General features: G+C 43.5%; 22 protein-coding genes, 1 tRNA gene and 1 pseudogene. 13 read left to right on the top strand and 11 right to left on the bottom strand.

What is annotated here, in order from left to right:
• Positions 1-34: 34 nt before the first annotated feature.
• The 5 genes from TM7x_RS04155 to TM7x_RS03560 all read right to left on the bottom strand — a co-directional run bounded on the left by TM7x_RS04155 (position 35) and on the right by TM7x_RS03560 (position 6,442).
• Positions 35-1,792: a hypothetical protein gene (locus tag TM7x_RS04155; protein WP_039327863.1), complete on the bottom strand. Its 1,758-nt coding sequence runs from the start codon at positions 1,790-1,792 to the stop codon at positions 35-37.
• Positions 1,789-2,451 carry a ferredoxin--NADP reductase gene (locus TM7x_RS03545; RefSeq protein WP_039327865.1) on the bottom strand — a complete coding sequence of 221 codons (663 nt, stop codon included), beginning with the start codon at positions 2,449-2,451 and terminating at the stop codon, positions 1,789-1,791. Before TM7x_RS03545 ends, TM7x_RS04155 begins: the two co-directional genes overlap by 4 nt.
• A complete protein-coding gene (locus TM7x_RS03550) occupies positions 2,436-3,173 on the bottom strand; it encodes an anaerobic ribonucleoside-triphosphate reductase activating protein (protein WP_052198877.1) in 738 nt (245 codons plus the stop codon). Before TM7x_RS03550 ends, TM7x_RS03545 begins: the two co-directional genes overlap by 16 nt.
• Positions 3,127-5,256 carry a ribonucleoside triphosphate reductase gene (locus tag TM7x_RS03555; protein ID WP_039327867.1) on the bottom strand — a complete coding sequence of 710 codons (2,130 nt, stop codon included), beginning with the start codon at positions 5,254-5,256 and terminating at the stop codon, positions 3,127-3,129. Before TM7x_RS03555 ends, TM7x_RS03550 begins: the two co-directional genes overlap by 47 nt.
• 175 nt (positions 5,257-5,431) lie before the next feature.
• Entirely contained in the window at positions 5,432-6,442 is a 1,011-nt protein-coding gene (locus tag TM7x_RS03560) for a hypothetical protein (RefSeq protein WP_039327870.1), read from the bottom strand.
• Between the two features lie 144 nt (positions 6,443-6,586).
• Between TM7x_RS03560 and TM7x_RS03935 the strand changes: the two genes are divergently transcribed.
• Positions 6,587-8,215 (top strand): family 16 glycosylhydrolase, encoded by a 1,629-nt coding sequence (locus tag TM7x_RS03935; RefSeq protein ID WP_052198878.1) that lies wholly within the window; start codon positions 6,587-6,589, stop codon positions 8,213-8,215.
• A 111-nt stretch (positions 8,216-8,326) separates the two neighbouring features.
• On the opposite strand, the gene TM7x_RS03570 is transcribed toward TM7x_RS03935, so the two are convergent.
• Positions 8,327-8,401 (bottom strand) — tRNA-Asn (locus tag TM7x_RS03570).
• A gap of 41 nt (positions 8,402-8,442) precedes the next feature.
• Positions 8,443-8,775, bottom strand: a complete 333-nt coding sequence (locus TM7x_RS03575) for a LexA family protein (protein WP_039327871.1) — start codon at positions 8,773-8,775, stop codon at positions 8,443-8,445.
• A 34-nt stretch (positions 8,776-8,809) separates the two neighbouring features.
• Between TM7x_RS03575 and TM7x_RS03580 the strand changes: the two genes are divergently transcribed.
• From TM7x_RS03580 to TM7x_RS03595, 4 genes are read left to right on the top strand one after another with little or no spacing between them, the layout of a single operon-like run.
• On the top strand, positions 8,810-10,225 hold the full coding sequence (locus tag TM7x_RS03580; RefSeq protein WP_039327873.1) for an O-antigen ligase family protein: 1,416 nt from the start codon (positions 8,810-8,812) through the stop codon (positions 10,223-10,225).
• Entirely contained in the window at positions 10,209-11,630 is a 1,422-nt protein-coding gene (locus TM7x_RS03940; RefSeq protein ID WP_052198879.1) for a sugar transferase, read from the top strand. Before TM7x_RS03580 ends, TM7x_RS03940 begins: the two co-directional genes overlap by 17 nt.
• Positions 11,630-12,772, top strand: a complete 1,143-nt coding sequence (locus TM7x_RS03590) for a glycosyltransferase (protein ID WP_039327875.1) — start codon at positions 11,630-11,632, stop codon at positions 12,770-12,772. Before TM7x_RS03940 ends, TM7x_RS03590 begins: the two co-directional genes overlap by 1 nt.
• Positions 12,756-13,859 carry a glycosyltransferase family 4 protein gene (locus TM7x_RS03595; protein ID WP_039327877.1) on the top strand — a complete coding sequence of 368 codons (1,104 nt, stop codon included), beginning with the start codon at positions 12,756-12,758 and terminating at the stop codon, positions 13,857-13,859. Before TM7x_RS03590 ends, TM7x_RS03595 begins: the two co-directional genes overlap by 17 nt.
• Here the strand turns inward: TM7x_RS03595 and TM7x_RS03600 are convergent.
• Positions 13,856-14,293, bottom strand: coding sequence for an FAD synthase family protein (locus tag TM7x_RS03600; protein WP_039327879.1), 438 nt, complete (start codon positions 14,291-14,293; stop codon positions 13,856-13,858). The two genes, TM7x_RS03595 and TM7x_RS03600, sit on opposite strands and share 4 nt — an antisense overlap.
• A gap of 46 nt (positions 14,294-14,339) precedes the next feature.
• Between TM7x_RS03600 and rfbB the strand changes: the two genes are divergently transcribed.
• The 6 genes and pseudogenes from rfbB to TM7x_RS03635 all read left to right on the top strand — a co-directional run bounded on the left by rfbB (position 14,340) and on the right by TM7x_RS03635 (position 19,504).
• Positions 14,340-15,353: a dTDP-glucose 4,6-dehydratase gene (gene rfbB, locus TM7x_RS03605; protein ID WP_039327881.1), complete on the top strand. Its 1,014-nt coding sequence runs from the start codon at positions 14,340-14,342 to the stop codon at positions 15,351-15,353.
• 2 nt (positions 15,354-15,355) lie between these two features.
• A pseudogene (locus tag TM7x_RS04230) lies at positions 15,356-16,769 on the top strand (sugar nucleotide-binding protein).
• A gap of 10 nt (positions 16,770-16,779) precedes the next feature.
• Positions 16,780-17,625: a glucose-1-phosphate thymidylyltransferase RfbA gene (rfbA, locus tag TM7x_RS03620; RefSeq protein ID WP_039327884.1), complete on the top strand. Its 846-nt coding sequence runs from the start codon at positions 16,780-16,782 to the stop codon at positions 17,623-17,625.
• A 19-nt stretch (positions 17,626-17,644) separates the two neighbouring features.
• Entirely contained in the window at positions 17,645-18,349 is a 705-nt protein-coding gene (locus TM7x_RS03625) for a glycosyltransferase family 2 protein (RefSeq protein WP_052198881.1), read from the top strand.
• On the top strand, positions 18,346-18,699 hold the full coding sequence (locus TM7x_RS03630; RefSeq protein WP_039327887.1) for a hypothetical protein: 354 nt from the start codon (positions 18,346-18,348) through the stop codon (positions 18,697-18,699). Before TM7x_RS03625 ends, TM7x_RS03630 begins: the two co-directional genes overlap by 4 nt.
• The gene (locus tag TM7x_RS03635) at positions 18,689-19,504 is read left to right on the top strand and encodes a glycosyltransferase family 2 protein (RefSeq protein WP_052198882.1); all 816 of its coding nucleotides are present in this window, start codon (positions 18,689-18,691) and stop codon (positions 19,502-19,504) included. Before TM7x_RS03630 ends, TM7x_RS03635 begins: the two co-directional genes overlap by 11 nt.
• A gap of 16 nt (positions 19,505-19,520) precedes the next feature.
• On the opposite strand, the gene TM7x_RS03640 is transcribed toward TM7x_RS03635, so the two are convergent.
• The 3 genes from TM7x_RS03640 to TM7x_RS03650 are packed head-to-tail and all read right to left on the bottom strand — an operon-like array spanning position 19,521 to position 22,626.
• The gene (locus tag TM7x_RS03640) at positions 19,521-20,504 is read right to left on the bottom strand and encodes a glycosyltransferase family 8 protein (RefSeq protein ID WP_039327889.1); all 984 of its coding nucleotides are present in this window, start codon (positions 20,502-20,504) and stop codon (positions 19,521-19,523) included.
• A gap of 11 nt (positions 20,505-20,515) precedes the next feature.
• Positions 20,516-21,373, bottom strand: coding sequence for an SDR family oxidoreductase (locus TM7x_RS03645; protein ID WP_052198883.1), 858 nt, complete (start codon positions 21,371-21,373; stop codon positions 20,516-20,518).
• Positions 21,370-22,626, bottom strand: coding sequence for a lipopolysaccharide biosynthesis protein (locus tag TM7x_RS03650; protein ID WP_039327892.1), 1,257 nt, complete (start codon positions 22,624-22,626; stop codon positions 21,370-21,372). Before TM7x_RS03650 ends, TM7x_RS03645 begins: the two co-directional genes overlap by 4 nt.
• Positions 22,627-22,684: 58 nt before the next feature.
• On the opposite strand from TM7x_RS03650, the gene TM7x_RS03655 reads away from it, so the two are divergent.
• Positions 22,685-24,073 carry a DUF2142 domain-containing protein gene (locus TM7x_RS03655; protein ID WP_039327894.1) on the top strand — a complete coding sequence of 463 codons (1,389 nt, stop codon included), beginning with the start codon at positions 22,685-22,687 and terminating at the stop codon, positions 24,071-24,073.
• 39 nt (positions 24,074-24,112) lie between these two features.
• Complete coding sequence (locus tag TM7x_RS03660; RefSeq protein ID WP_039327896.1) at positions 24,113-25,501, top strand: DUF2142 domain-containing protein; 1,389 nt, start codon at positions 24,113-24,115, stop codon at positions 25,499-25,501.

A 25,501-nucleotide genomic window follows, 5' to 3' on the forward strand; every position in this document is an offset into this window, starting at 1 on the left:
AGCCCTATTTATCGCTTACACCACGCAAAGATCATCAGCTATTCGGAATCGCTCTAGCTTGTCGGCCGCGCGCCACACACATCGCCACCACCAACATACCAACCAGCCGCGACACCAATGACGAGTCATCCGCAGCCGATTGAGTCGTTGTCACCACTCCCTCTTCTGGATTTAGCGGACTATCGTCTGACCATAAACCAAATGATGGATGGATATTCATCAGCAAATCATCACCATTCGCTACATTTTCTTCGCCATTATAGACACAATCATCCAGAGCATCGTTAAGTTCTACTTGCTCTCCGGACAGGTTGATGCCTGATTTTATATCACTAACATCCATAATTACACTTTCAATTTTATCATCACTGCGCAGCAAATCGCTTTTTTCCGATGTTTTCACAAACCTAAATTCACACTTCTCACGAGGCACGGGACATTCCTCTGGAATTTTCGCTGCCACCTCGTCCGACTCAATATCAGGTATTGTTTCGATAATCGATGAAGTGGAAATAGTTACTTGCTCCACTGGCTTATAGTCATCAGTTTCTTCACGCACTGTAATGGTTTCTATTGGCAGCGCAATCGTCACTGCTTCAGCCGAAGACACTTCCGACTCTACTGCTGGCGACTCCTGCCGTTCGACAAAGAAAACCGTATCTTCTTCAGCCCAAAAATCATTATCCTTATCATGACTACGCTCTACCGCTACATTGTTATAGTCAAGTTGCTCAATTGACGATATCTGTGTATCAATGAAAATTTGATCCGCCGCCAATACGTCAATCTCCTCATTTGGAGGATTAACCTTAGCTTCATCAATTATTGCGGTATCAACCAGCCGCTCATTATCAATACTGTCAGTCGATTCGACAAAATTATTATAATCCGGCGTCGCATCTAAGGATTCTGGTGTCGGTTTCTTGTTGTCATTATGCGCTGCGTCAGAAATAGCATCAATGACGTGTGACTTCACCTCTATTGAAGGACTACTCGCCTCTGCTGTTTCGGTAAAATGCCCTTCGCCAGAAATTTCGCTAGTACTTTCTGACAGAGCTTCCCCGGCATCTGTAGTATCGTCAGCGGCAATTTCTGGGGCTGTTTTTAACTCAAAGAATGGCGTTTCTACTGCTTCAGTATCCACATCCTCGCCCGAAGCTTCAACCGCCTGGTTAGTCGAAGTTTTATCTTCTCGTTCCTGCGATATGAGTTTCTCAGTTGACTTATTTGTTTTAGTTGTCAAATCTATGGGTTTTGCCTCTGCCAACACTAGCTCAGGCGCTTTTTTAATAATAGGCTCTTGATAATCGGTAGGCTCTGAATATCCCGCCATCACCAATTCCCCGCGTCCATTTTCATCCAGACTGTCGAGATCGTCTGGAGCTAGCAATCTCTCCAGATAACTTTCTTTTGGTGTTATTTCCATCAGATTAGGAACCGCCTCTTCACCCGCAGAACTCATATCGTCAGATAGTTTATCCTGACTCTCTGATTCCTGTTTCACGGCTAACGCCTGAGGTTTTACACACTGGCTAAGAAATGGACAGCCAACACATGTCGCGCATGCTGTTTGACCAATTGACGCTGTTACTTCCCCAGTAGAAGGTAGCTCTTCTTCACCGCTAGCCACCGCCACCAAATCAAACTGCTCAACACTATCAGCCACCGTTTCGCCAATACCAAACAAAAGATCTTCACCACTGACACCATCTCTTAGCGACGAAAATACGTCAGAATCATCACCGTCAATTCCTGTCGATGATAATTCTACGGTAGTCGTCGCCCCAATCATTGCTCAAAAAATGTCTCCGTTGAAATATGTGATTCATCGACACCGGCGGCGGTGAGTTTTTGCCAAACATCTCGTACAAATGGCAAGCTACCGCAGACCAGAAAGTGCACCTCACTCGGCACCTCACCAACAATGTTTGCTACCTCAAACCGCCCATTATACCAGCCATCTCGTTCCTCAACCTGCTGGCGGGTACTAAACTTTTTGACCGTAATATTCGACGCCGCTAACTCCTCAGAAAACACCATATATTCTGGCGATTTTTGACTAAAATAGAGAAAGGTCGGCTGCTGGGTGTCTGCCAAAATACTCCAGATCGGACTCAGCCCGCACCCCGCAGCGATGCCAACCAGCGGCCGCTCGGTTTGCGGATTGAAATCGCCATATGACCGACTAATATGTAACGTATCGCCAACGCGGCGCGAACACAGATAGCTTGAGAATTCACCGCCAACATTTTTGACGGTAATTGACATCAGCTCCTCACTTGGGCGCGAGGAAATACTATAGGCCTTGCCTTCACGCACCTGGCTGCCCTCAATGAACACCGTGATATATTGCCCCGCCATAAAGTCAAACGTTCGCGCAAAATACAGCGTTGTCACCTCAGGGTTTTCCTGGCGCACGCGCACAATTTCGACAGTTAGTGAATCACGCATTCTTCGACATACCTTTCCATTATTTTTTGGGCAGCTCTGAATTCCTCATCAGTAAAGGTGTGGTAGTTGGCAAATTTTGGACTAATCGTCGTGCCAGTGCGAAAATGCTGCAGAGCAAATCGCTTGGCACCTTTAACAAGCTCACCAATCTTTTCAAAATCCGCCACCTCCAGCTGCTCGCGGACGATCGTCGTCCGAAATTCATGACCAATCCCTGAATCAATCATCAGCCGCACATTGTCTTTGATCGCCGTGAGATCAATCGGCCGCGCCGCAATCTCCACGTATTTTTCCAGCGGCCCCTTAACGTCCATGGCGATGAAGTCAATCGTCCCCTCCTCGACCATACCGCGCACCATGTCAGGATGCGTGCCGTTGGTATCCAGCTTGACATCAAAACCAAGACCCTTAATCATCCGACACAACACCGGCAAATCCTCATTGACCGTCGGCTCGCCACCAGAAATCACCACGCCGTCTAGCCGGCCAATACGCGATTTCAGAAAGATCATCGCCTCCTCGACCGGGATGCTCGGTGCCAACCGCTCAGGTAACACCAGCTCAGGATTGTGGCAATAGCCGCAGCGCATATTACAGCCAGAGAGAAACAGCGCTGCCGCCACGTGCCCGGGATAGTCCACCAGCGACAGCTTCTGAATCCCGCCAATCGCCACCTTAAGCTGGGACAGCGACGGCGCAAGCTCGCTGATGTTCGGCGGCATCGTCATAATGCTCCCTCATGTCAAATTCAGCCTGCTTACCCTTGTTCCACTGAGAAACTGGGCGCAAGAAGCCAACCACACGTGAGTAAACTTCGGTCGTTTCATTACAATTTGGACATGTTGGATGTTCACCAACCAAGTAACCGTGATTCTTACAAATACTGAAGCTTGGGCTGAAGGTGAAGTATGGCAGTTTGTAATTTTCACAAATCGTTTTGACCAGTTTTTTCAGCGTCTGCGGATCATCCATGCGCTCACCCAGGAAGAAGTGAATCACCGTACCACCCGTGTACTTGGTCTGCAAATTATCCTGCAAATCCATCAGCTCAAACAGGTCGTCAGTGTAGTTGACCGGCAAGTGGCTGGAGTTGGTATAGAACGGATGCTTGACCGCCGCGCCGAGGCCATTGGCGAAGTGCGCTCGGTCAGGGAAGCTGGCCTTGTCGAGCTGCGCCAAGCGATAGGTCGTACCCTCAGCTGGCGTCGCCTCCAGGTTGTAGTTATTGCCCGTTTCTTTCTGGTATTCCACCAAGCGGTCGCGCATGAAATCAAGTGTTTTCTCGGCAAACGCCTTACCCTTTTCCGTGCCAATGTCAACACCCAGCAGGTTCAACGCCGCTTCGTTGGTGCCAATCAAACCAATGGTTGAGAAGTGATTTTTCCAGTATTGGTTAAATCGCTGCTTGATGTTGCGCAAGTAGAACTTGGTGTACGGGTAGAGGTTAGCGTCAGTCAATCGCTCCAGGACCTTGCGCTTAGTCTCCAGACTATCTTTCGCCATATCCATGAGTTCGCCTAGGCCCTTGAAAAACTCTTTCTCATTCTTCGACTTCAGTGCCAAACGTGGCAAGTTAATCGTCACCACACCAACTGAACCAGTCATTGGGTTTGAGCCAAACAAGCCACCACCGCGATATTCCAGCTGGCGATTATCAATGCGCAAACGGCAGCACATTGAGCGCGCGTCTTCTGGATCCATATCAGAATTGATGAAATTCGAGAAGTACGGAATGCCATACTTGGCGCTGGCTTCCCACAGACTTTCAATCACTGGATTATCCCAGTTGAAATCCTTGGTAATATTAACCGTTGGGATTGGGAAGGTAAAGACGCGGCCGTTAGCATCACCCTCAGACAGCACCTCCAGCAGCGCCTTGTTGAGCATATTCATCTCTTCTTGGTATTCGCCATAAGTGGAATCCTGCATTTCACCGCCGATTATCACTGGATTATCAGCCATGTGTTTTGGGCACTCGAGATCAAGCGTAATGTTGGTAAACGGTGTTTGGAAACCAACTCGTGTTGGCACATTAACATTAAAGACGAATTCTTGCAGCGCCTGCTTCACCTCGTCGTAGTTCAATTTATCAGCGCGAATAAATGGCGCCAGCAGTGTATCAAAATCAGAAAATGCCTGAGCACCAGCTGCCTCACCCTGCAAGGTGTAGAAGAAGTTTACCACCTGGCCCAAGGCTGAGCGGAAATGCTTGGCTGGCTTGGAGGCCACCTTTCCAGCAACACCGGTAAAGCCTTCTTGCAACAGATCAGTTAAATCCCAACCAACACAGTAAACACTGAGGAGATTCAGGTCGTGAATGTGCAAATCACCCTCTTTGTGTGCCTGACCAATCTTTGGCGTGTAGATTTTGTCCAACCAGTAAGTTTTGGTAATTTCGGCTGAAACGTAATTGTTCAAACCCTGTAGGCTGTAGCCCATGTTGGAGTTTTCATTCACTTTCCAGTCCAAGTTGCCCAGGTATTTATCAATTAAATCAATGTGCGATTCAGAGGTAATTTCACGTAATTTTTTGTGCTGGTCGCGGTAAATAATGTAGGCCTTGGCGGTCTTCTTAAACTTAGAATCAATCAAAATATCTTCGACAATGTCTTGGATATCTTCAACGCCCGGTAGACGTTTTTGGTTGCGAGCTTCCAACACCACCAGCACTTTCTCAGTTAGATCCTCGGCAGTTTTTTTATCAAATTCGCCAGTCTCCAGGCCGGCTTTTTCAATGGCTTTTTCGATTTTTTTGCGATCAAATTTGACGGTGCGACCATCACGTTTTTTGATTGATTTGTACATACCCCTCCTTATTATGACAACAACAAACAGGCCCCAATCTCCCCGAGGGGTGCGTGTTGCAAAAAACATTATTTATTTTCTAAAAACACCATATATAGTGCTTAATATAGAATATACACGCGATATATAGCGTATGTCAACGAAAATACATTGTATTATTTACATATATCAACTTCTATACAGCTTGTAGTAGATCATAAGCGGTGGCCGCTGACAGCGCCTGCATTTGGCGAAGATTATCACCTGGCTTAAGCGGCGGTTTGAGGCTGCGGATAAGGAAAAAACCGACAAACGCTGCCAGCATTTCAGTATTGAGTTCATCTAGCCACGGCGCTACATCCTGTCCGTGGCGCGCCATATCGATTAGAAACTCCGTCGCTCCAGACCCCTGAGGTGCATAGGAAGCCCAGTTCCAATCAACCAATTTCAACTCACCAGTTTGCGGATGAAACGCCAAGTTATCACTGCGAACATCAGTGTGATTAAAACAATCTTCTGGCTGTTTGGCGAAGTGTTTAGCATGTACCGAAATATCGGCTAATTCATCGCCCCTATTTAGTAACTCTATCATCTTCTGGCAGCGCCGCTGGTTGACTTCTGATTGCTCCGGTAATAATATTTGGTAATTATCGATCAGCTGACGGCGAATATCACCGTCAATAATAATCTGGTCAATGCCATTATCCAAGCCAAGTTCTGTCACTGCAAATGATTGCAGTTGCAGCTCCTCAATAACCTCACGTGGTAAATCTGTTTTTTCCAGCTCGCGAACCGCCGCTACCACCGCTAAAATGTATCGTTCTGCCACAGATTTTTCCTCTGGCGGTTGCCACAACCAGCCGTTGGCTGACGCATAACTGGTTGTCATCAGCACATATCCATCATCACTTAGCGTAATCTGATCAGCCACATATTGCGGGTGAATTTCCTGCAACATCCGCATCACTTCATAATCTTTTTTCAGCCAGCCTAATTCCCGCTCGCCTTCGTCTGGCAACACATCAACATCAACTTCTTTGACAAAAATCGTCCGATCGCCCGCCGACACCAAGGCTCGGCGATTACGTGAAAAGCCACCACTGACTGACGTTACTCGCAGGCCAGAAGAGCCGATACCGAGTTCTGCTGCCGCACAATGCAGCGCTCTGTCGGTCAACAACTGTCTTTGATTAACTAAAGCCTCCATGTAAAAATTATATCATTGATATTACTACTGTTGTCTCATTAACCTACTACTATCGACTCTCTTTTGTTATTGGGTTTATAGACTACTTTACTTTCATTAAGCTTATAGTTATAATATCTGTGAATACATATATAGGGGGAGAAAATGTTAATAAAAAAACGTTTTTCAAATAAAAAAGTAAAGGCATTGGCTGGAATAATGACCGCATGTCTAATTTTCGGCGGAACATTATTTGCGTTACCAATACAAAATGCTAGAGGTAATGATGATTCATATCCACCCAACGATGACAATTACGAAAAGGTTTGGTGGGACGAATTTAATGACACGTCTTTAAATAGAGAAAAATGGGATTATTACGTCGGCGGCTGGAACGCCAGTGAAGTTCAAAACTGCTATAAAGATTCACCCGAGAACGTTAATGTTAGTGGTGGCAGCTTAAACCTGGTCGGCCTTTATAAGCCAGGTCTGACATGTAACCAAGGAAGGAACGGTGACTTTACCTCTGGATTTGTGCATACAAAAGATAAAAAAGCTTGGACTTATGGCTATTTTGAAGCTCGCATAAAAATGCCAACAAATAAAAGTACTTGGCCTGCATTCTGGATGAGCCCTCAGGAAGCTAAATACGGTGGCTGGCCTAAGAGTGGAGAAATCGATATCGTAGAGACAAAGGGCTCTAACTTAAATTATGCCGCTTCTGATGCTCACTGGGGAATTTCAGCAGTGAATAAAAGCCACAGTCAGCGCGTAATTGGAACAGATAAATTTAGCGATACTAGCCAGTGGCATACATACGGCGTTAAGTGGACCGAAGGCAAGCTTGAATTTTATATTGACGGTAATAGATACCATGAAATTAAAAACTTTAGCCAGCCGAACTCTACTAATCACCCTGGACCCTTCAATATCCCATTTTACCTACGACTTAACCTAGCGATTGGCGGTAGCTACATTGACGCTCCATGGAAAGATGCCCATAATTCTATAGCCGACTTCCCAGCTACTATGTCAATCGACTATGTCCGTGTTTATCAGAGAAAACCGCGACAGCCTAAAAACGTCAATGTGCCAGATAGCAATTTGCGTACCCTGCTTAACCAAAAATTAGCAGCACAACTTGGGACTACTCGCACCAATGATCAAGTCATTACCGACGTAGAGCTAGAAAGCTTAACAAATCTTAACTTGGATGCAGCACCAAATGCACCACTTGATCAGCGAATTAACAATCTTACCGGCCTAGAGGCAACTAAAAACCTCACAGCCCTGTCCCTTCAGAATAATGCAATTAGCGACCTAAGACCGCTTGCCGGACTAGCATCCTTAACTTCGCTAAATCTTAATGATCAATTAATCGCTTCAAGCACTAATACCGACTCATTTGCTTCACCTCTAAGGGATCCTGCAGGAAATACTGTCGATATAAATAATTCAGCAGAAGTAGCTAACGATGCAGCAAACCCTGGAAAGATTAAACTACTCTCACCAATCCGTGACGGCAATCCTCATCTTATTGTCGCTAATTGGTCGAGGAACGTAACTATTGGGACAGCTTCAGCCGTCTTTAGTGGCAAACTTAATGTAACCGCCACCTTGCAAGCAGCGCCAACACCACAGCCACAGCCTAACCCTAGTACGCCAAGTAATACTCAGAAACCAGGAAAAACTCAAAGCTCTAATAATTCACTAGCAAGCACAGGATTTAATATTCTCCTGGGAGTCGTAACTGCCCTACTGATTGGTATAGCAGGCATGTTTATCCTACGATAATCATATAAACTAGAAGATGTCATCACTTATGGTATGACATCTTCTTTTTGTATATTTACTGTCCAGCTAAGATAGGTAAAGAAAAAACACCTCCGCAGAAGTGTCTTTTCTTGGCTCCGGCAGCTGGGCTCGAACCAGCGACCTATTGGTTAACAGCCAACCGCTCTACCACTGAGCTATGCCGGAATACGAATCTTATTATAGCGAGTTTTTAAACAGTTGTAAAGTTACTGACGAACAATTTCTAGTGCTTTTTTCAAAATTTCTACTTCTTTGCGTGATTTTTCATCATCTTTTTCTTCTCTTTTCTTGATCTCTCTAGTCAAATTATTCCACCAAACCTCTTTTTCAGCACTACACACAGCCAAAGACCTTACTTCGCCGTCGCGCTTATCCAGTAATCCTGCCGACACCAAATTATCAACATGTTTAGCTACAGTTGAAACCGATTTATATCCGAGTGCACGCATAATTTCCCGCAGTGTCGGACTGTAGCCGTTACCCTTAATAAAACCATCGATGAAATCCAGCATCATTTTCTGTTTTTTCGTCAACTTCATATCTAAAGTATACACTATGCGCTATACTTACAGTATGTCAAAAAACCTCATCAATGATATTCAATTTTGGCTCCTCGTAACGGTTATTTTCGGTGGTGCATTTGCCTTGCATCCCAGCCTCAACTTAGCAATCCTTGATTTTCCTTCATTACGATTAGGTCTATATCAGTTAGTTGCAGTCAGCCTAGTACTATCCACGATACCGATATTATTTAAGAAACGGCAAACCTTCCTTAAAAATCGTTACCTAATTGGCGGGTTTTTAGCAATTTTTCTAGCCATGGCTATAGGCGTCTTTTTTGCCGAAGCGCATCTTCGCACTGCGCTTTATTCATTGTCGCTCTTATTTTTATTAGTTGTAGGCTTGTCGGCTGGCGTGGTTTATACAGAATTGTCAAAGACCAAAAAACACAGATTAGTCAAGTTTGGTTTATGGAGCGGTCTGGTTTTCGGAATCTTAGCAATTATCCAGCTCGTCGTTGCCACCTTCGAACCAACTGGCTTTGGCACGCTTTGTTCTGGCTGTAAAGCTGACGTTTTTGGTTTTCCGCGCATCAATCTATTCGCCGCTGAACCACAGTTTTTAGCCAATGCCCTGCTACCCGCCTTTTTCTTAGCCCTCTTCCAACCAAAATCCCGCCTCACTCAACTCAGTTTATTTTTCACTGCCACAGCCATAGCCTTAACCTTTTCTCGCGGCGGATTTTTAGCAATTTTTCTAGCCATTATAATTTTCATCGCTATCGCCTCAATCAAGCGCCTCAATATTTCTTTCCTCTATAAAAACCTTCCTCTGATTATTATCGGCACGTTTTTCGGATTTACTTTACTATTTCTGTCTGCCAATATTCGCTATAGCAGTTCGCCGTTTATAGCACATAACACGCTTGTTAGTATGATTGACCAATTATCCCTCGGCCGAATTAAAATACCGCAAAAAACTGTCATTAAAACCCAGCCAGCACCATCTTCTCAACAGAAGACCTCAGATATAAAATCCACCCCGACAAAACAGGACTTCCAGCCTACCGGATTCGTTGAAGCTTCAGCTAACGATCGTCTTAGCGCCAGCGACCTAGCCCTTAAGTCCTGGCTGAGTTCGCCTCGTACGTTATTCTTTGGCGTCGGCCTCGGTAATCTCGGCAGCTTCATCCAAAAGCACCTCCACATTAGCGTACCGACCGACCAAACCGTCTACATTTTCTACGTTTTACTACTTAGCGGACTCGGCATCATTGGCTTATTGCCGCTCATCCTACCATCTCTTACAATTATCTTCTTTGCTATAAAAAATATCTGCCACCCTAAAGCGCAGCTTATCTTTTCATTAACCACTGCACTACTTATCCATTTCTGGTTTTTTGGCAGTTTTATTAACACAATTCATTGTTTTGCTATAATTGGTATATTTTTGTATAATTACCCCAGAGATTATGCGGAAAAAGTCTGATTTTTACTTCAAAGTTGTTCTGGTCGTTCTTGATATCTTGGCTTTATTGAGCGCCTTTACTATTGCCTATATTTTACGCATATCCTTAGATCCTAGACCGTTCCACGTCAGTATCAATGCTTTAGATTTCATTACGTCTATCGCTATGACCTTACCGCTATGGATTATAATGTTCTATTTCTTCGGACTTTACGACCGCGAAAGCTACACCCATCCTTTACGCCAATTTGGACGAATTCTTCTGGCATCAGTTACCGGAATTATGATTATGATTTCAGTAACTTTTTTCACCAACACGCCGCTGTTTCCAGCCAAGCTTGTCGCTGTCTATGCTACCGTGATTGGCTTTGCTCTATTGATGGTTTTTCGTAGCACCGCCAATATCATTCGTTTACGGTTATTAAAACGTGGATTGGGTGCACGTCGAGTCGTAATAGTCGGCAATTGCGACTTAACTCATGTTTTAGCCGATTTTATTGAGAATAATCCACTAACTGGCTTTAGGGTCAGCGGAATTGTAGCACGAGCTGAGTTTATACCGATTGAGCTGAAAAGTCTCAGACGCTCATCATTAGAATCAGCACTAACCAGAGATAAAATTGACGTTATTATCCAAACTGATTCAAAAAATGTTAATAACAATTACCAGCTCGCCCAGAAACATTATTTAGATTTTTATCAAGCACCAGAATTTGACGGAATTATGACCACTAAGCACACGATTGACATCATTGATTCCGTGCCGCTAATTCACGCCCACCCAACACCGCTGATGGGCTATGGCCAGATTGTGAAACGAGTTATGGATATTGTCGGCGGAACAATTGGTATTATTTTAGCCTCGCCGATAATGCTTTTGGTAGCAATTGCCGTGAAAATTAGCGATCCAGCCGGCCCAATCCTGATGCACGGCAAACAACAAAAGCGTCTCACTCGTTACAACCGGCCGTTCAAAGTTTACAAATTCCGCTCGCATTATGCCAAATTTGACGGTAAGACTGACGAAGAAGTATTCCAAATGGTCGGCAAACCGGAGCTGATTGAAGAATATCGTAAAAACGGCGATAAACTTGATCAAGATTTTCGCGTTACGCCAGTCGGCCGTTTTATCCGCCGGTTTAGTCTGGATGAATTGCCGCAGTTGTTTAATGTCCTAAAGGGTGACATCAGCCTAGTTGGACCGCGTGCTTTAGTACCGCATGAACTCAGCGCATACGATAAAAAACATGTTTTACTGGCGGTAAAATCCGGATTGACTGGGCTGGCGGTAGTCTCTGGCAGGCGCAGTATTAGCTTTGAGGAACGGCGGCGAATTGATCTATACTACGTACAGAACTGGAGTTTATGGTTGGATATTACTATTCTATTAAAAACCTGCTTGGTTATTTTCCAAAAGGATAATTGATGAGCAAGCCAAAGATTGCCATAGTTCACGACTGGCTGTATGGCGGCGGCGCGGAAAAAGTCGTCTTAGAAATCCACAAATTATACCCAGAGGCACCAATTTATACTTCTTTTTGCAGCGATGAATGGCGACAAAAACTAGATAATAAAGTCATTACTGGCTATTTGCAGCGCTGGCCATTTTCAAAACTCCGTCGCTTTTTGCCGCTCTTGAGGCAATGGTGGTTTGCGCGGCTCGACCTTAGTCAATATGACATTATCCTCTCTAGCTCGGGCAACGGCGAAGCTAAATTTGTCCGTAAGTCCCGCCCCGAACAACTGCATATTTGCTATTGCCACACGCCAACGCACTTTTATTGGCGGCACTATGATGAATATATTAAGCGCCCCAGTTTTCGTCCGCGCTGGCTAGCCAGATTAGGCTTAAAAACTTTGGTTCGTCCGCTGAAAAAACGCGATTTTATTGCTGCCCAGCAAGTTGATATTTTCATTGCCAATTCCACCGGCATCCAAGCTGATATCACAGAATTTTACCAGAAAAAAAGCACTATTATTTTTCCGCCCATTGACCTATCGAATTTCTCGCCGCTATCTAAAACTCGTCAGAAAAAAATCATTCCTAAAAAGCCGCGTTGCCTGATTTGGGGACGAATTGTGCCGATGAAGCGACTTGATGTAGCTATCAACGCCTGTCAAAAACTTGGTTGGAAACTAGATATTATAGGTAAGGGTCCCGACATGGACCGTCTAAAAAAACTGGCCGGCCCACATACAAATTTCTTAGGATTTGTTGATGATGCAACGCGGGAAAAGTACATAAAAGAAGCCGATTTATTTATTTTTTGTTCACACGAAGACTTTGGTATCGCGCCAGTTGAGGCTTTAGCGGCAGGAATTCCGGTAATCGCTTACCAAGCAGGCGGCGCACTTGATTATATTAAACCAGAAAAAAACGGCTGGTTTTTCTCAGAACAAACGGCCGAACAATTGGTAAAAACTTTGAAAGAGTTGCCAGGCAAAAAAATTTCGCCAGCAAAAATTTCTGCTACTGCCAATGAATTCTCAGCCGCCATTTTCCGCAAATCAATGAAAAATATAGTTGAAAAATCATGGAAGGAGTATTCTCATGAAAATCGCCATTGACGCTCGCACATTACGAACAAGTACTGGACGCTACATTGAACGGCTGATTCATTATCTACAAAAGATTGATAAGAAAAATGACTATATTATTCTACTAAAGCCAAAGGATTTCGATAGCTGGCAGCCAACTAATCCGCGTTTTCAAAAAGTAGCTTGCCCTTATAAAGAATATACTTTTGCTGAACAAATTGATTTTAAAAAACAATTGGAGGGGCTGAATCTAGACCTGGTGCATTTTGCAATGGTTCAGCAGCCGGTTTGGTATCATGCTAGTCCAGTCGTCACCACCATGCAAGACCTAACCACTGTTCGGTTTAGAAATCCTGATAAAAATCCCGTTATATTCTGGATAAAGCAACAAATTTACAAATGGGTCAATAAAAAAGTCGCTCGAAAATCCGCTCATATTATCACTATTTCCGATTTCGTGAAAAATGATTTGGTTGGATTTACTGGTATTAGTCCAGATAAAATTACAGTGACACTGGAGTCGGCTGACGAACTACCAAAGGGTAACGAGCCTGTTAAAGATCTGATTGGCAAGAAATTTATTATGTATATCGGTAGGCCAACACCGCATAAAAATTTACGGCGGCTGATTGATGCTTTTGCATTATTGCAAAAAAAATATCCAGAGTTGACTTTAGCTTTAGCTGGCAAAAAAGACAGTAATTATGCTCGCCACGAAGCATATGTCAATAAGCATGGAATTAAAAATGTCGTATTCACTGACTTTATATCAGATGAACAATTGCGCTGGATGTATGAAAATACGGCTGTTTATTGTTTCCCCTCACTTAGCGAAGGATTTGGCTTGCCAGGTCTTGAGGCAATGCTACACGGCGCGCCAGTTGCTTCAAGCACCACTACTTGCCTGCCAGAAACTCACGGCGATGCCGCTCACTATTTTGATCCGTATGATGTCGAGGATATAGCGCGAGCTATTGATGAAATTTTGTCTGACGAAAAGCTACGTCGAGAATTGATTAAAAAAGGCAAACAGCACGTCAAAACTTTCTCCTGGCAGCGGATGGCCGAGCAGACGCTAGCGGTTTATGAACAATACGGTAGCCAGAATAAAAACTAGCTTTCTTGACCAGTAGCCTGATTAATACGCGTAGACGAATCTGCTTTATTTGTACCGCCAACTCCATATACCATTTCGATGTTGTATTTTTCACAAACATTACGCTCTGGTACAACCTCTGGCGCCGATCGATCGCCGCCATTAGCAAATACCAATTGACAACCTGGATACTGTCGCGCAATCATTTCCAGCGTCTCCGTTACTGGCGGCTCTTCGTCAATAGACAACATTACTTGATCAACACCTTTTAATGCTCGCATTAATCGAAGCCGATTTTCCTCATTGAGAATGATTTTTCCTTTTTTAAGCAATTGCTGTTTGTCGTTATTAACAACCACAATCAAATAATCACCCATTTTTGCCGCTGCTTCAATCATGCCTAAATGTCCACCGTGCAATGGATTAAAATAGCCACTAACAATTACAACCTTCATATTTCCTCCTCTGTAACTTCTATATTATACCTGATATACTATACTTATGACAAAGATGCTAGTCACGGGAGGCGCGGGATTCATTGGCTCGAATTTTGTGCATTATACCGTCAAACACAAGCCAGAATATGACATCACTGTTATCGACAAGTTAACTTATGCGGGCAACCGCGCTAATTTGCAGCCAGTAGCCGATCAAATCAATTTCGTGGAGGGCGACATCTGCAACGCTGAATTGATGGACAAATTGGTCGCTGAAAATGATATTGTAGTGCATTTCGCCGCTGAAAGCCATAATGACAATTCTCTGCGCAATCCATGGCCGTTTGTCGAGACCAACGTGGTCGGTACTTACACCATCTTGGAGGCTATTCGCAAGCACGGCAAGCGCCTCCATCACATCTCGACCGACGAAGTATTTGGTGACTTAGAGCTCGACGATCCAAACCGCTTCACTGAAGACACACCATACAATCCATCAAGCCCCTACTCCAGTACTAAAGCTTCTAGCGACATGCTAGTGCGCGCTTGGATTCGTAGCTTCGGCATCAAGGCGACGATTTCCAATTGTTCAAACAATTACGGTCCATACCAACACATCGAAAAGTTCATTCCGCGCCAAATCACCAATATCTTGAGCGATATCAAACCAAAATTGTACGGTACGGGCGAGCAGGTTCGCGACTGGATTCATGTCGATGATCATAACTCGGCAGTTCACCTCATCTTGGAAAAAGGCGAGTTGGGCGAAACGTACATAATCGGTGCTGATAACGACCACGTCAATAACAAGATGGTGATTGAGCTAATTTGCGAGCTGATGGGCAAAGGTAAGGATTGGTATGAGCATGTCAATGACCGCCCTGGCCACGATATGCGCTACGCCATGGACTCCAGCAAGCTGCGCCGCGAACTGGGTTGGCAGCCACAATATACTGATAACCAAACAGGTATGCATGACGGCCTAATGCAAACCATTGATTGGTACCGCGCCAACGAAGATTGGTGGAAAGCACAAAAAAACGCCGTCGAAGCGGCGTATGCAAAACAAGGACAATAATTATGTTTGATCCAAACGACTACAACGAACTAACCGTCACCGAATCACCCATCCCTGGTCTATTCGTCGTCAAATTACCAGTCCATGGCGATAATCGCGGCTGGTTCAAAGAAAACTACCAAAAAGAAAAAATGGAAGCACTGGGACTACCGTCGTTTACCATCGTGCAAAACAACATCAGCTTCAATGATAAAGCTGGCGCCACTCGGGGCTTACACGCCGAGCCATGGAACAAATTCATCTCCACCGCCAACGGTCGGGTGTTCGGCTCGTGGTGCGATTTGCGTAAAGGCGACAGCTTTGGCCGAGTTTTCACGCACGAAATTAACCCCGGCACAGCAATTTTCGTACCAAAAGGCGTTGCCAATGGCTATCAAGCGCTTGACGACAACATTGCCTACACTTACCTGGTTGACGCGCACTGGTCGCCAGCCGCCAAATACACCTTTGTCAATCTGTTTGATCCGGCACTCGGTATTGACTGGCCGATCAGCCAGGATCAAGCGATTATTTCTGAAAAGGACGCCGCTCACCCGCTACTTACAAACGTAATCCCAATGGAGGTTTAATATGAATTCAAATAACATTTTTATCGTCGGAGCAAATGGTCAACTAGGGCGGGCACTTCGTCAACAATATCCAGAAGCACAGTTCGCCGACATAGACGAGATGGATATTACTGACCGCCAATCAGTTGAGTCATTTGATTGGTCAGGAATATCAATCGTTTTAAACGCAGCAGCCTTTACTAATGTTGACGGCGCAGAAACACCAGAAGGTCGCGTTGCAGCCTGGAAGGTTAACGCCTCAGCGGTTGCCAACCTAACCCGAGTTTGTCGCTCTCACAATATGACTTTAGTACATATTTCCAGCGATTACGTATTTGACGGGACAAAAGAACCACATTATGAAAGCGAAGACTTTAGTCCGCTGAGTGTTTATGGTGCATCAAAGGCTGCTGGAGATTTGTTGGTTGAACAACTCGATAATTTTTACCTACTGCGTACTACTTGGGTGATTGGTGAAGGTAAAAATTTCGTCCGCACCATGCTGGGATTGGCGGAGAAAAATATTTCACCAACTGTTGTTCATGACCAAATTGGCCGGCTAACCTTTACTAATGAATTGGTGAGAATTATTGACCACCTGCTGTCAACTAAGGCACCGTTTGGCACATACAACGCCACCAACGATGGCCCGTTGGAAAGCTGGGCTGACATTACCAGGCGAATATTTAAGCTGGCTGGGCGCAATGACCTGACTGTTACCAACACGACGACGGCTGAATATTTTGCTGGCAAAGATGGGATTGCACCACGTCCATTAGGCAGCAACATGAGCCTTGACAAGTTACATTCAACTGGATTTACTAGCTGTGATTGGACGCATGACTTAAAAGATTATATACTGAGCTAAAAGGAGTTTTATGAAAGGAATAATTTTAGCAGGTGGATCAGGGACGCGCCTTTGGCCAATTACTCAGGCGATCAGTAAACAACTAATGCCGATTTATGATAAGCCGATGATTTATTATCCGCTTACTACACTCATGCAGGCAGGAATTCGCGATATTTTGATAATTACCACACCAGACGACCAGGCTGGCTTTCAACGACTCCTTGGCGACGGTTCACAGTGGGGTATCACCCTCGAATATGCCGTTCAACCTAGCCCAGACGGCCTAGCACAAGCCTTCATCATCGGTGAAGATTTCATTGGCGACGACAAGGTGGCGTTAGTCCTGGGAGATAACATCTTCCACGGTGAGCGGCTGGATGAATCTCTACAGGGGTGTACTAATCCTGATGGTGGTATAGTTTTTGCCTACAAGGTTTCTGACCCAGAACGATACGGTGTTGTCGAGTTTGATGAACAAAATCAAGCTATTTCCATTGAAGAAAAACCAGCCAAGCCAAAATCAAACTTTGCCGTTGTTGGTTTGTATTTTTATGACAATGACGTGGTCGAAATCGCCAAGAACGTCAAACCATCCGACCGCGGTGAGCTAGAGATTACCTCCATCAATGCTAAATACTTGCGCCGCGGTAAACTGCGGGTCCAAGCCTTAGACAACGGTGACGTTTGGCTGGATACTGGAACGATTGACAGCCTGACCGATGCCTCTGACTTTGTTCGGGTTATCCAAAAACGAACCGGCCGCATCATTGGTAGTCCAGAAAAAATTGCCTTTAAAAATGGCTGGATTAATCGGGATCAGCTTAGCAAGCTCTCTGAGCCGCTGAAAAAATCTGGTTACGGTAAGTATTTATAAATAGTGTTATACTATTAACATGAAGAGGGTTTGTGTTATTATTCCAGCTTATAACGAGGCAGCTGTCATTGAAAGTGTAATTAAAAAAGCCAAGAAGGTTTTTTCAAAAGCCAAGAAAGATTATTTGATAGATATCGTACTTGTTAATGACGGGTCGAAGGATAATACTCTTGATCAAGCGCAAAAAGGCGGCGCAATTGTCATTGATCATATCTTGAATTCCGGAGCTGGCGGTGCAACACTAACTGGACTTGCCTACGCGCAGCAACGCGGCTATGATATTGCCGCCACCATGGATGCTGATGGTCAGCACGATCCAGAAGATGTCTTGGCGGGCATTCGACAGAGCGACAAATCTAACACTGATTTACTTATCGGTAGCCGGCTCATCAATAGCGAAGGCATGTCTAGGACTAAGGTTTTGGGAAATAAAGGCTTAAGTTTCATCACTTATGCTCTGTTTGGCATCAATGTCACTGATTCACAGTCCGGTCTGCGAGTTTACTCGCGAAAGGCAATTGATAACCTCGACTGGAAATCGACTGGCTACGAATTTTGCTCAGAGATGATTTGGCGCGCCAAACAAGCAGGCATGGTTATTTCCGAATACCCAATTAAAGCAATTTACACCGACTATTCCCGTGCCAAAGGTCAAAACAACTGGAATGCCATCAATATTGTCAAACGACTATTTAAGCAACGCTTAACGGAGTTATTCGAATGAGATACCTTGTCCTTGTATTACTTAATGTGCCGATTATTTTAGCAGCATTGATCAATATCATCACTCAGTACAAACTGCGCAAAGTCAGCGTAGCACGCTTTCGTCATCAATTAATCATCTGGGTAGTTATCATGGTTGTCCTGATTGGGTCATTTCCTCTGTATAATATTTCGATTGGCCATCCGCCGCTGGATTCATCAGAGTTAAGCTTATTTGATATTTTGCAAACTACAGCGATTATTTTGCTATTCTACATCGCCAACAACCAGCGCCAGCGTATCGACCAAAACGAGCGAAGACTACGCGATTTACATCAAGAATTATCAATTAGGCTGTCGGATGAAAAATAGTATTGATATCATCGTACCTTACTGGGGTGAGTTTTCACTGCTGAAACAAACCGTCGATTCAGTGCTAGCACAAACCAGCAAAGCCTGGCATTTAACGATCCTCGACGATCATTATCCAGATAAGACCGCCTATGATTATTACAAAAAGTTAAATGATAAACGCATCACATATATCAGACATAGCAAAAATATTGGTATCACTGCCAACTTTAATTACGCTATTCAGCATGCAAGCGCACCGTATTGCATGATTGTTGGCTGCGACGACAAGCTATTGCCTAACTATGTTGCAACTATGCTAAAAAATATCGGTGAAGCAGATTTTTATCAGCCTCGCGTACAAATAATCGACGACAAAAGTAACGTATATCTACCGCTTGTCGATAAAGTGAAAAGAATATTGCAGCCTAAAAAATCCAGCATACTGTCTGGCGAAAAACTTGCCGCGTCGCTTTGCCACGGTAATTGGCTTTATTTTCCATCCATCACTTGGAAAACCGATACTCTCAAACGATATTCATTTGATACAAAGTATAAAATCCTTGAAGACGTCATCGTCGAATTAACCATGATTATTGATGGCGCTTCGCTTTGTTTTGACACAACAGAAACTTTTCAATACCGCCGTTTTGCCGAGTCGTTATCTAGCAAGGAAAAAGGTAAAAATGGTGTCCGATTCAAGGAAGAGAACGAAGTCTATGATAATTTTTCCGATAGGTTTAATGAGATTGGCTGGAAAAAAGCCGCACGAGCAGCAAAACTTCGCGTGACATCACGCATCCACAGTTTCCTGTCGCGGTTTTAGCGCTTATCCTATCACTCTATTTTGTCTTTGCAAACTTACGATTAACCGCCCACGTATACAGATTGACGATTATCGATTGCGGCAATAGGTCATACAGTCGCCAGTTTATGTCTTTCTTCGCCACTGGCATTTTAGCGTTTTTCCAGGGCGTTAGTTTCAAATATTTACGCCACAAAAAACCAACTGGATTATCGTTACCCCGCTGCCATGGCCGACCGTTCACACCAAACTGCGAATGAATGATCTTCGGCGTGTAGTAACTCTCCATGATTTCATCATAACTGTAAAAGCTTTCAGGCAAGAAACCGTTGGCTTTAATGTATTTTTTAATATCATAGCCATAGAAAACAGTCGAGAAATTATATTCCACACCAACTTTCTTGATCTTACCTTTGAAAAACACGTTGCACAAATCTTGGTCAGCCACCTCGTAGCTATTGTGCCGCAAATGCTCGCGCATCTTGGCATCAATCTTATCTTTCATCCATTTTTTGTGATTGATAAGCATAATTCCACAGTTAAAGTAGCCGTCGGTTGGTTTCAAACCAATGACATCTTTGTGCGCGTTCACCATGGTAGCGTCGTACGACAGAGCCATCACATTACCCTCGAAATCAAGCTCCAGAAGACCATCAAGCGCACCACTAATCACCGTGTGCGGGTTAATGTACAAAATTCGGTCCGTTTTAATATCAAGCTTAGCAAACGCCAACATCTTATACCACGTGATATACAGCCCCTTCCAAGCCTTAACGCCGATCTCTTTCAGTTCATCATGGTAGCTTGAGACATCAACAAACGTAATTGTGGCATTCTGGTAGTTACCAACCATTTTGTTGAATTTATTGATACTATCTTTTTCCAGCTGGTGTCCGAGGTAAAAAATATTAATCTCTTTCAAATGTTTATTGTTCTCCAAAAGCGATACAATAGAAATTGCACTGACTACGGCATAGTTGTCATCACTTTGATATATAACATTTATAATTCCTTTATTCATGACTGTAATTCCTATCCACTAACCGGCAGTTGTTTAATGTAATCTTTCAGCATGTCCGTGTAGTCTCTTGGCGTGAAACCTGCTCGACGCAACTTCGACAAGTCCATATCACTATTGAGTGGTCGTGGCGCAAAGCCTGGTTTGCTGGCAGCGTATTCCTCGGTAGAAATTGGTTGCACACGATTGCGGTCATGTCCGGCGTATTCGAACACATCGGCAGCAATTTCATACCATGATTTAACTGGACCTTCGTTAGTGACATTGTATAGTCCGTATGCTACGTTATTATCTAAGAAATATTTAGTAGCTCGAGCAATCTCTGACGCAAACGTCAGCCGACCAAACTGATCATTAACTACTTTTGGATTGATGCGCATATCCGCCAATTTTTTCATAGTTTTTGGCATATTGTGACCGTCACCAACGACCCAAGATACCCGCATAATGTAGTGTTTTGGCACTAAGCTAACCACCAAATCACCCGCCGCCTTACTTTCTCCATAAACCAAAAGAGGCGCAACCACTTCATCATCTTGATGGTTTTTCTCCCGACCGTCCCAGACATAATCTGATGAATAGTGGACAAGGGTCTTATTCTGCTCAATAGCAATCTTAGCTAGGTTGCGTGGACCATAAGCATTCGCCAACCACGTCTTAGCACGCAGGTCGTCTGTCTCAGAACCATCAGCGTTAACCAAGGCTGCCGCATTTATGATAACGTCGTATTTCGACCAATCAAACGCGTCTATTTGCGCTTCATCGGATATATCTAATTCTTCTCGTGATAACGCCTTGGCGTCTGGAAACATAACACACAGCGCCCTACCCAGTTGTCCACTTGCTCCCACAATTACATACTTCTTACTCATAACTCCCCTTTTCTCTTGTCAATTATTATAGCATCTTTTAGTGACCGCTTGTAGATAACCAACAGAAGTGCTAGTTGCAAAAAGCTGATCAGCATAAAAACTAACACACTACCCAACATCGCCAACTGCTCAATCAGGCATATAGACATCACTACCGCCAAAACATCTGTGAGTAGCAATGTATAAAACTGCCCCTTAAACCGACGCATAATTATCAGCAAATTAACATAAATCGACACAAAAGCGTTCGCCGCCGCGCCAATCACCATAATAGTCAAATCAAGGCGGAAATTATTGATATTGATGCCAAAAATAACGTTAAGCATCCAAACACCAATCAAATAGCTCAGGACAACTGAAAGTACGCCCATCCCAAAAGTTATTTGATTAATCTTACCAACAATTCGCGCGAACTCCTTCAATTTTCCTTTTGCTAATAACTCAGACAAATTCACGACATTCGGCTGAATGATAAACGATATGAAGAGTCCAAGGAGCGTAATTGGCATCGCCATAATGCCAAAATAGCCAATTTGGTCAGGATGGGACTTGTCCAAAAAATACCGCGGGATATTGAGTGAAAACATCGTCAAAAACATCACAACGAACACCACTGAAGTGTGTTTCATGATGACAACAGCCTGGGTGATATACTCTTTGCATAATTTTTTACTTATACTGATAGTTTCAACGCGCCGCACCCAAAGTATATCGTAGAGGAATATAATCAGCATATTAATCAATAATATTGCCAACGTGCCGTATATGACATTTTTAGTGACAATGTCAACCGCCATGAACGCCGCAAAACCAAGCATCGCTTTCATAGTTAATGATATGCCAGCGATATATAGCTTATGATGAATTTGCAGGACACCGTATAGCGAGTCGGCGATTGATTCTAGTATCTTAAAGGTTACCAAAATCATGATCAGACCTGTCTTTGTAGTGTTATATCCGTTAAGGAAGCAAAATGCTACCGCGGAAATCGCCACAATGAGTGATGCGACGAAGCGTACAGCAACATAGCCGCCACTCGAAAATTCCCGCTTAATATCAGATACTTGATAGGTCCGACCACCCCATAAAGAAACCGCCCAAAACACCACCGAAAGCGACAGCGCAAACGAAAATAACCCAGAATCCTCGATGCCATTCAACCGCGTAATAACAATCAATAATACTGGTGAAATTGCACTCTGTAACAATGAACCTAACGAGTTCCAGATGTAGTCCTTTTTCTGCGATTGCATATCATTAGTATAGCAAGTTTGCTCAATAAACTACTCTACTTTATAATTTGCTTAGTATATGAAAAAATATTGGTCTTTATTCTTATCTTTTATTAAAAAGCCTGAAAATGTCTTTATATCTTTGTCATTGTTTTTTGGAGTGTTGTCGGCAGCCACCGTACCTCTGCTATCAATCAATGACGAAGGTGTACATTATATGCGGGCCTATGGGCTATCCCAAGGAAAAATTGAATCAGGAGTTGCCTGTACTTTACCTAAAGAAGTGGTATTAAAAGCAAAAGAAGCAGATGTAAATAATTTCGTAACTAGCTATAAGAAAACTATAAATCGTAGCGATACAGAGACAGGGAAATGCAGTAGCGCAACTGGCTATCCTCCAATTATGCATCTACCGCAGACAATTGGTATCATTTTGGCAAATCTCGTACACGGTTCACTTGGGATAACTATTATATTCGGAAGATTAGCCAACCTAATATTTTATTCATTTGCTCTTTATTTCATCATAAAATGGGTACGCGTTGGCAAATGGGCATTCGTAGCAACCGGCCTATTTCCGCTAATGATACATTTGGCAGCGTCTCTTTCCGGAGATAGTGTGACAAATATCGCAATTTTTACCGCTATTGCTGCTACATTAAATTTCTTTAGTCAAAAAAGCCCGTTAACTCGACAACAGCAGTTGCTTATTATTGCTGTAGCCTGCTTGTTAATTCTCACAAAGTCGGTAACAATACTCTTATTATCACCAGTCATTTTCTTGCCAAAGCGCCTCTTTGTTCCAGATAAAAAATCAAAAATATCTTTTATTCCGCAAAAATGGTTGGTTCTCTCAGCAGCAGCAATATTAGCAGGCCTTTGTTTAATAGCGTGGCTTCATGTATACACACAACCCCTACTCACCACTGGCGCACCGCATAATCCGCTTCATAGCAATCCGCTCAAATTTATCCAGATATTATTTAATACTTACCTAAACCCAAACCTGCCCGTATCCGACGATATCCTGAGGGGCGTGATTGGCGCATTCTCTGCTTTTAAATACGGGCTGCCACTTTTTATATTACTACCATCATTTTCCCTCCTCTTCCTCTCTCTCCTTCATTACAACAAGAAAGACCAGGAGTTATTAGGAGAGCAGACTGGTAAATTGGCAGTGTATAATTTGGCGACAATTGGGTTGTTTGTTTGTGCAGTGTCGTATGCTATGTATACAGCGTGGGCCTTATTGCCATTTAGGTTTGGCGAGGGAGCGTATTATGCGGATGGTGTTCAGGGTAGATATTTTACAGCAACAGCAGCTATGTTGGTGCCGGTAGGATTGTGGCTGCAGAAGTATATTAATGTGAGAACTAAGAATGACAAGGTATTTAACCTTATTATGTTCTTTGGGCTAGCTTTAGTGCTTGGGTTTTATGTTTTTGAGACGGTGTGGAAATTTAAGTAGCTATCCTAATCATGACAATGTGCTAGAATAAAAACAGTTATGAAAAAATATTGGTCTTTATTCTTATATTTTATTAAAAAGCCTGAAAATGTCTTTATATCTTTGTCATTGTTCTTTGGAGTATTGTCGGCAATACTAGTCCCTCAGTTATCTGTAAGCGATGAAAATATGCATTACCTGCGAGCTTACGGAATATCTCAAGGCCGCGTAGAATCTGGATCACATTGTACGCTTCCAAAAGATGTTGCTAAAAGAGCTGGGTCGGTTTACGAAGGTAATTTTTCTGCAGACTACTCTAAGCCTATAGACCGCAATACATTAGATGTTGATAAATGTAGTAGTGCATCTGGCTATCCGCCAATTATGCACCTGCCGCAAGCAATCGGCATTAATATAGCAAATCTATTTGGAGGATCTACTGGGTTAACTATTCTGTTTGGACGAATTGCTAATATAATTTTTTATTCAGTAGCCGTCTTTTTCGTCATAAAATGGGTACGCGTTGGCAAATGGGCATTTACGGCAATTGGGCTTATCCCTCTTATGGTTCATATGGCCGCTTCACTATCAAGCGACTGCATGACAAATGTGGCAGTCTTTACAATTACTGCTTTTACCTTGAACCTATTCACCCAAAAGGACAAGTTATCACATAAACAAACAGTCGCTCTTATCTGTATAGGAGTATTCCTTACTCTAACCAAATCTGTAAATGCCTTACTACTATTTCCTCTTCTGTTTTTACCAAAGCGTCTATTCTCACCCAACAAAAACGAACGTCTGCCATTTAATATTCAGAAGTGGGCTATATTAACAGTAACTGGTGTTGCCGCGATTATTAGCATACTAATTTGGCAGAAAATATTTGGACAGCCGTTACTTACGTTAGGCGCAGCGCACAATCCGCTCCACAGTAATCCATTAAAGTTTATTGCCATACTGTTTAACACCTACATTAGCCCAACTATCGGATACACGGATGTTGTATTACGTGGTAGCGTTGGTGATTTTTCATCCTTTAAATACCACCTGCCTTTGTTTGTGTTGATACCGCTCTTTTCCCTCCTCTTCCTCTCTCTCCTTCATTACAACAAGAAAGACCAGGAGTTATTAGGAGAGCAGACTGGTAAATTGGCAGTGTATAATTTGGCGACAATTGGGTTGTTTGTTTGTGCAGTGTCGTATGCTATGTATACAGCGTGGGCCTTATTGCCATTTAGGTTTGGCGAGGGAGCGTATTATGCGGATGGTGTTCAGGGTAGATATTTTACAGCAACAGCAGCTATGTTGGTGCCGGTAGGATTGTGGCTGCAGAAGTATATTAATGTGAGAACTAAGAATGACAAGGTATTTAACCTTATTATGTTCTTTGGGCTAGCTTTAGTGCTTGGGTTTTATGTTTTTGAGACGGTGTGGACTTATAAATAA

Source organism: Candidatus Nanosynbacter lyticus, assembly GCF_000803625.1.
In the GTDB taxonomy this organism is placed as follows: Bacteria; Patescibacteriota; Saccharimonadia; order Saccharimonadales; family Saccharimonadaceae; genus Nanosynbacter; species Nanosynbacter lyticus.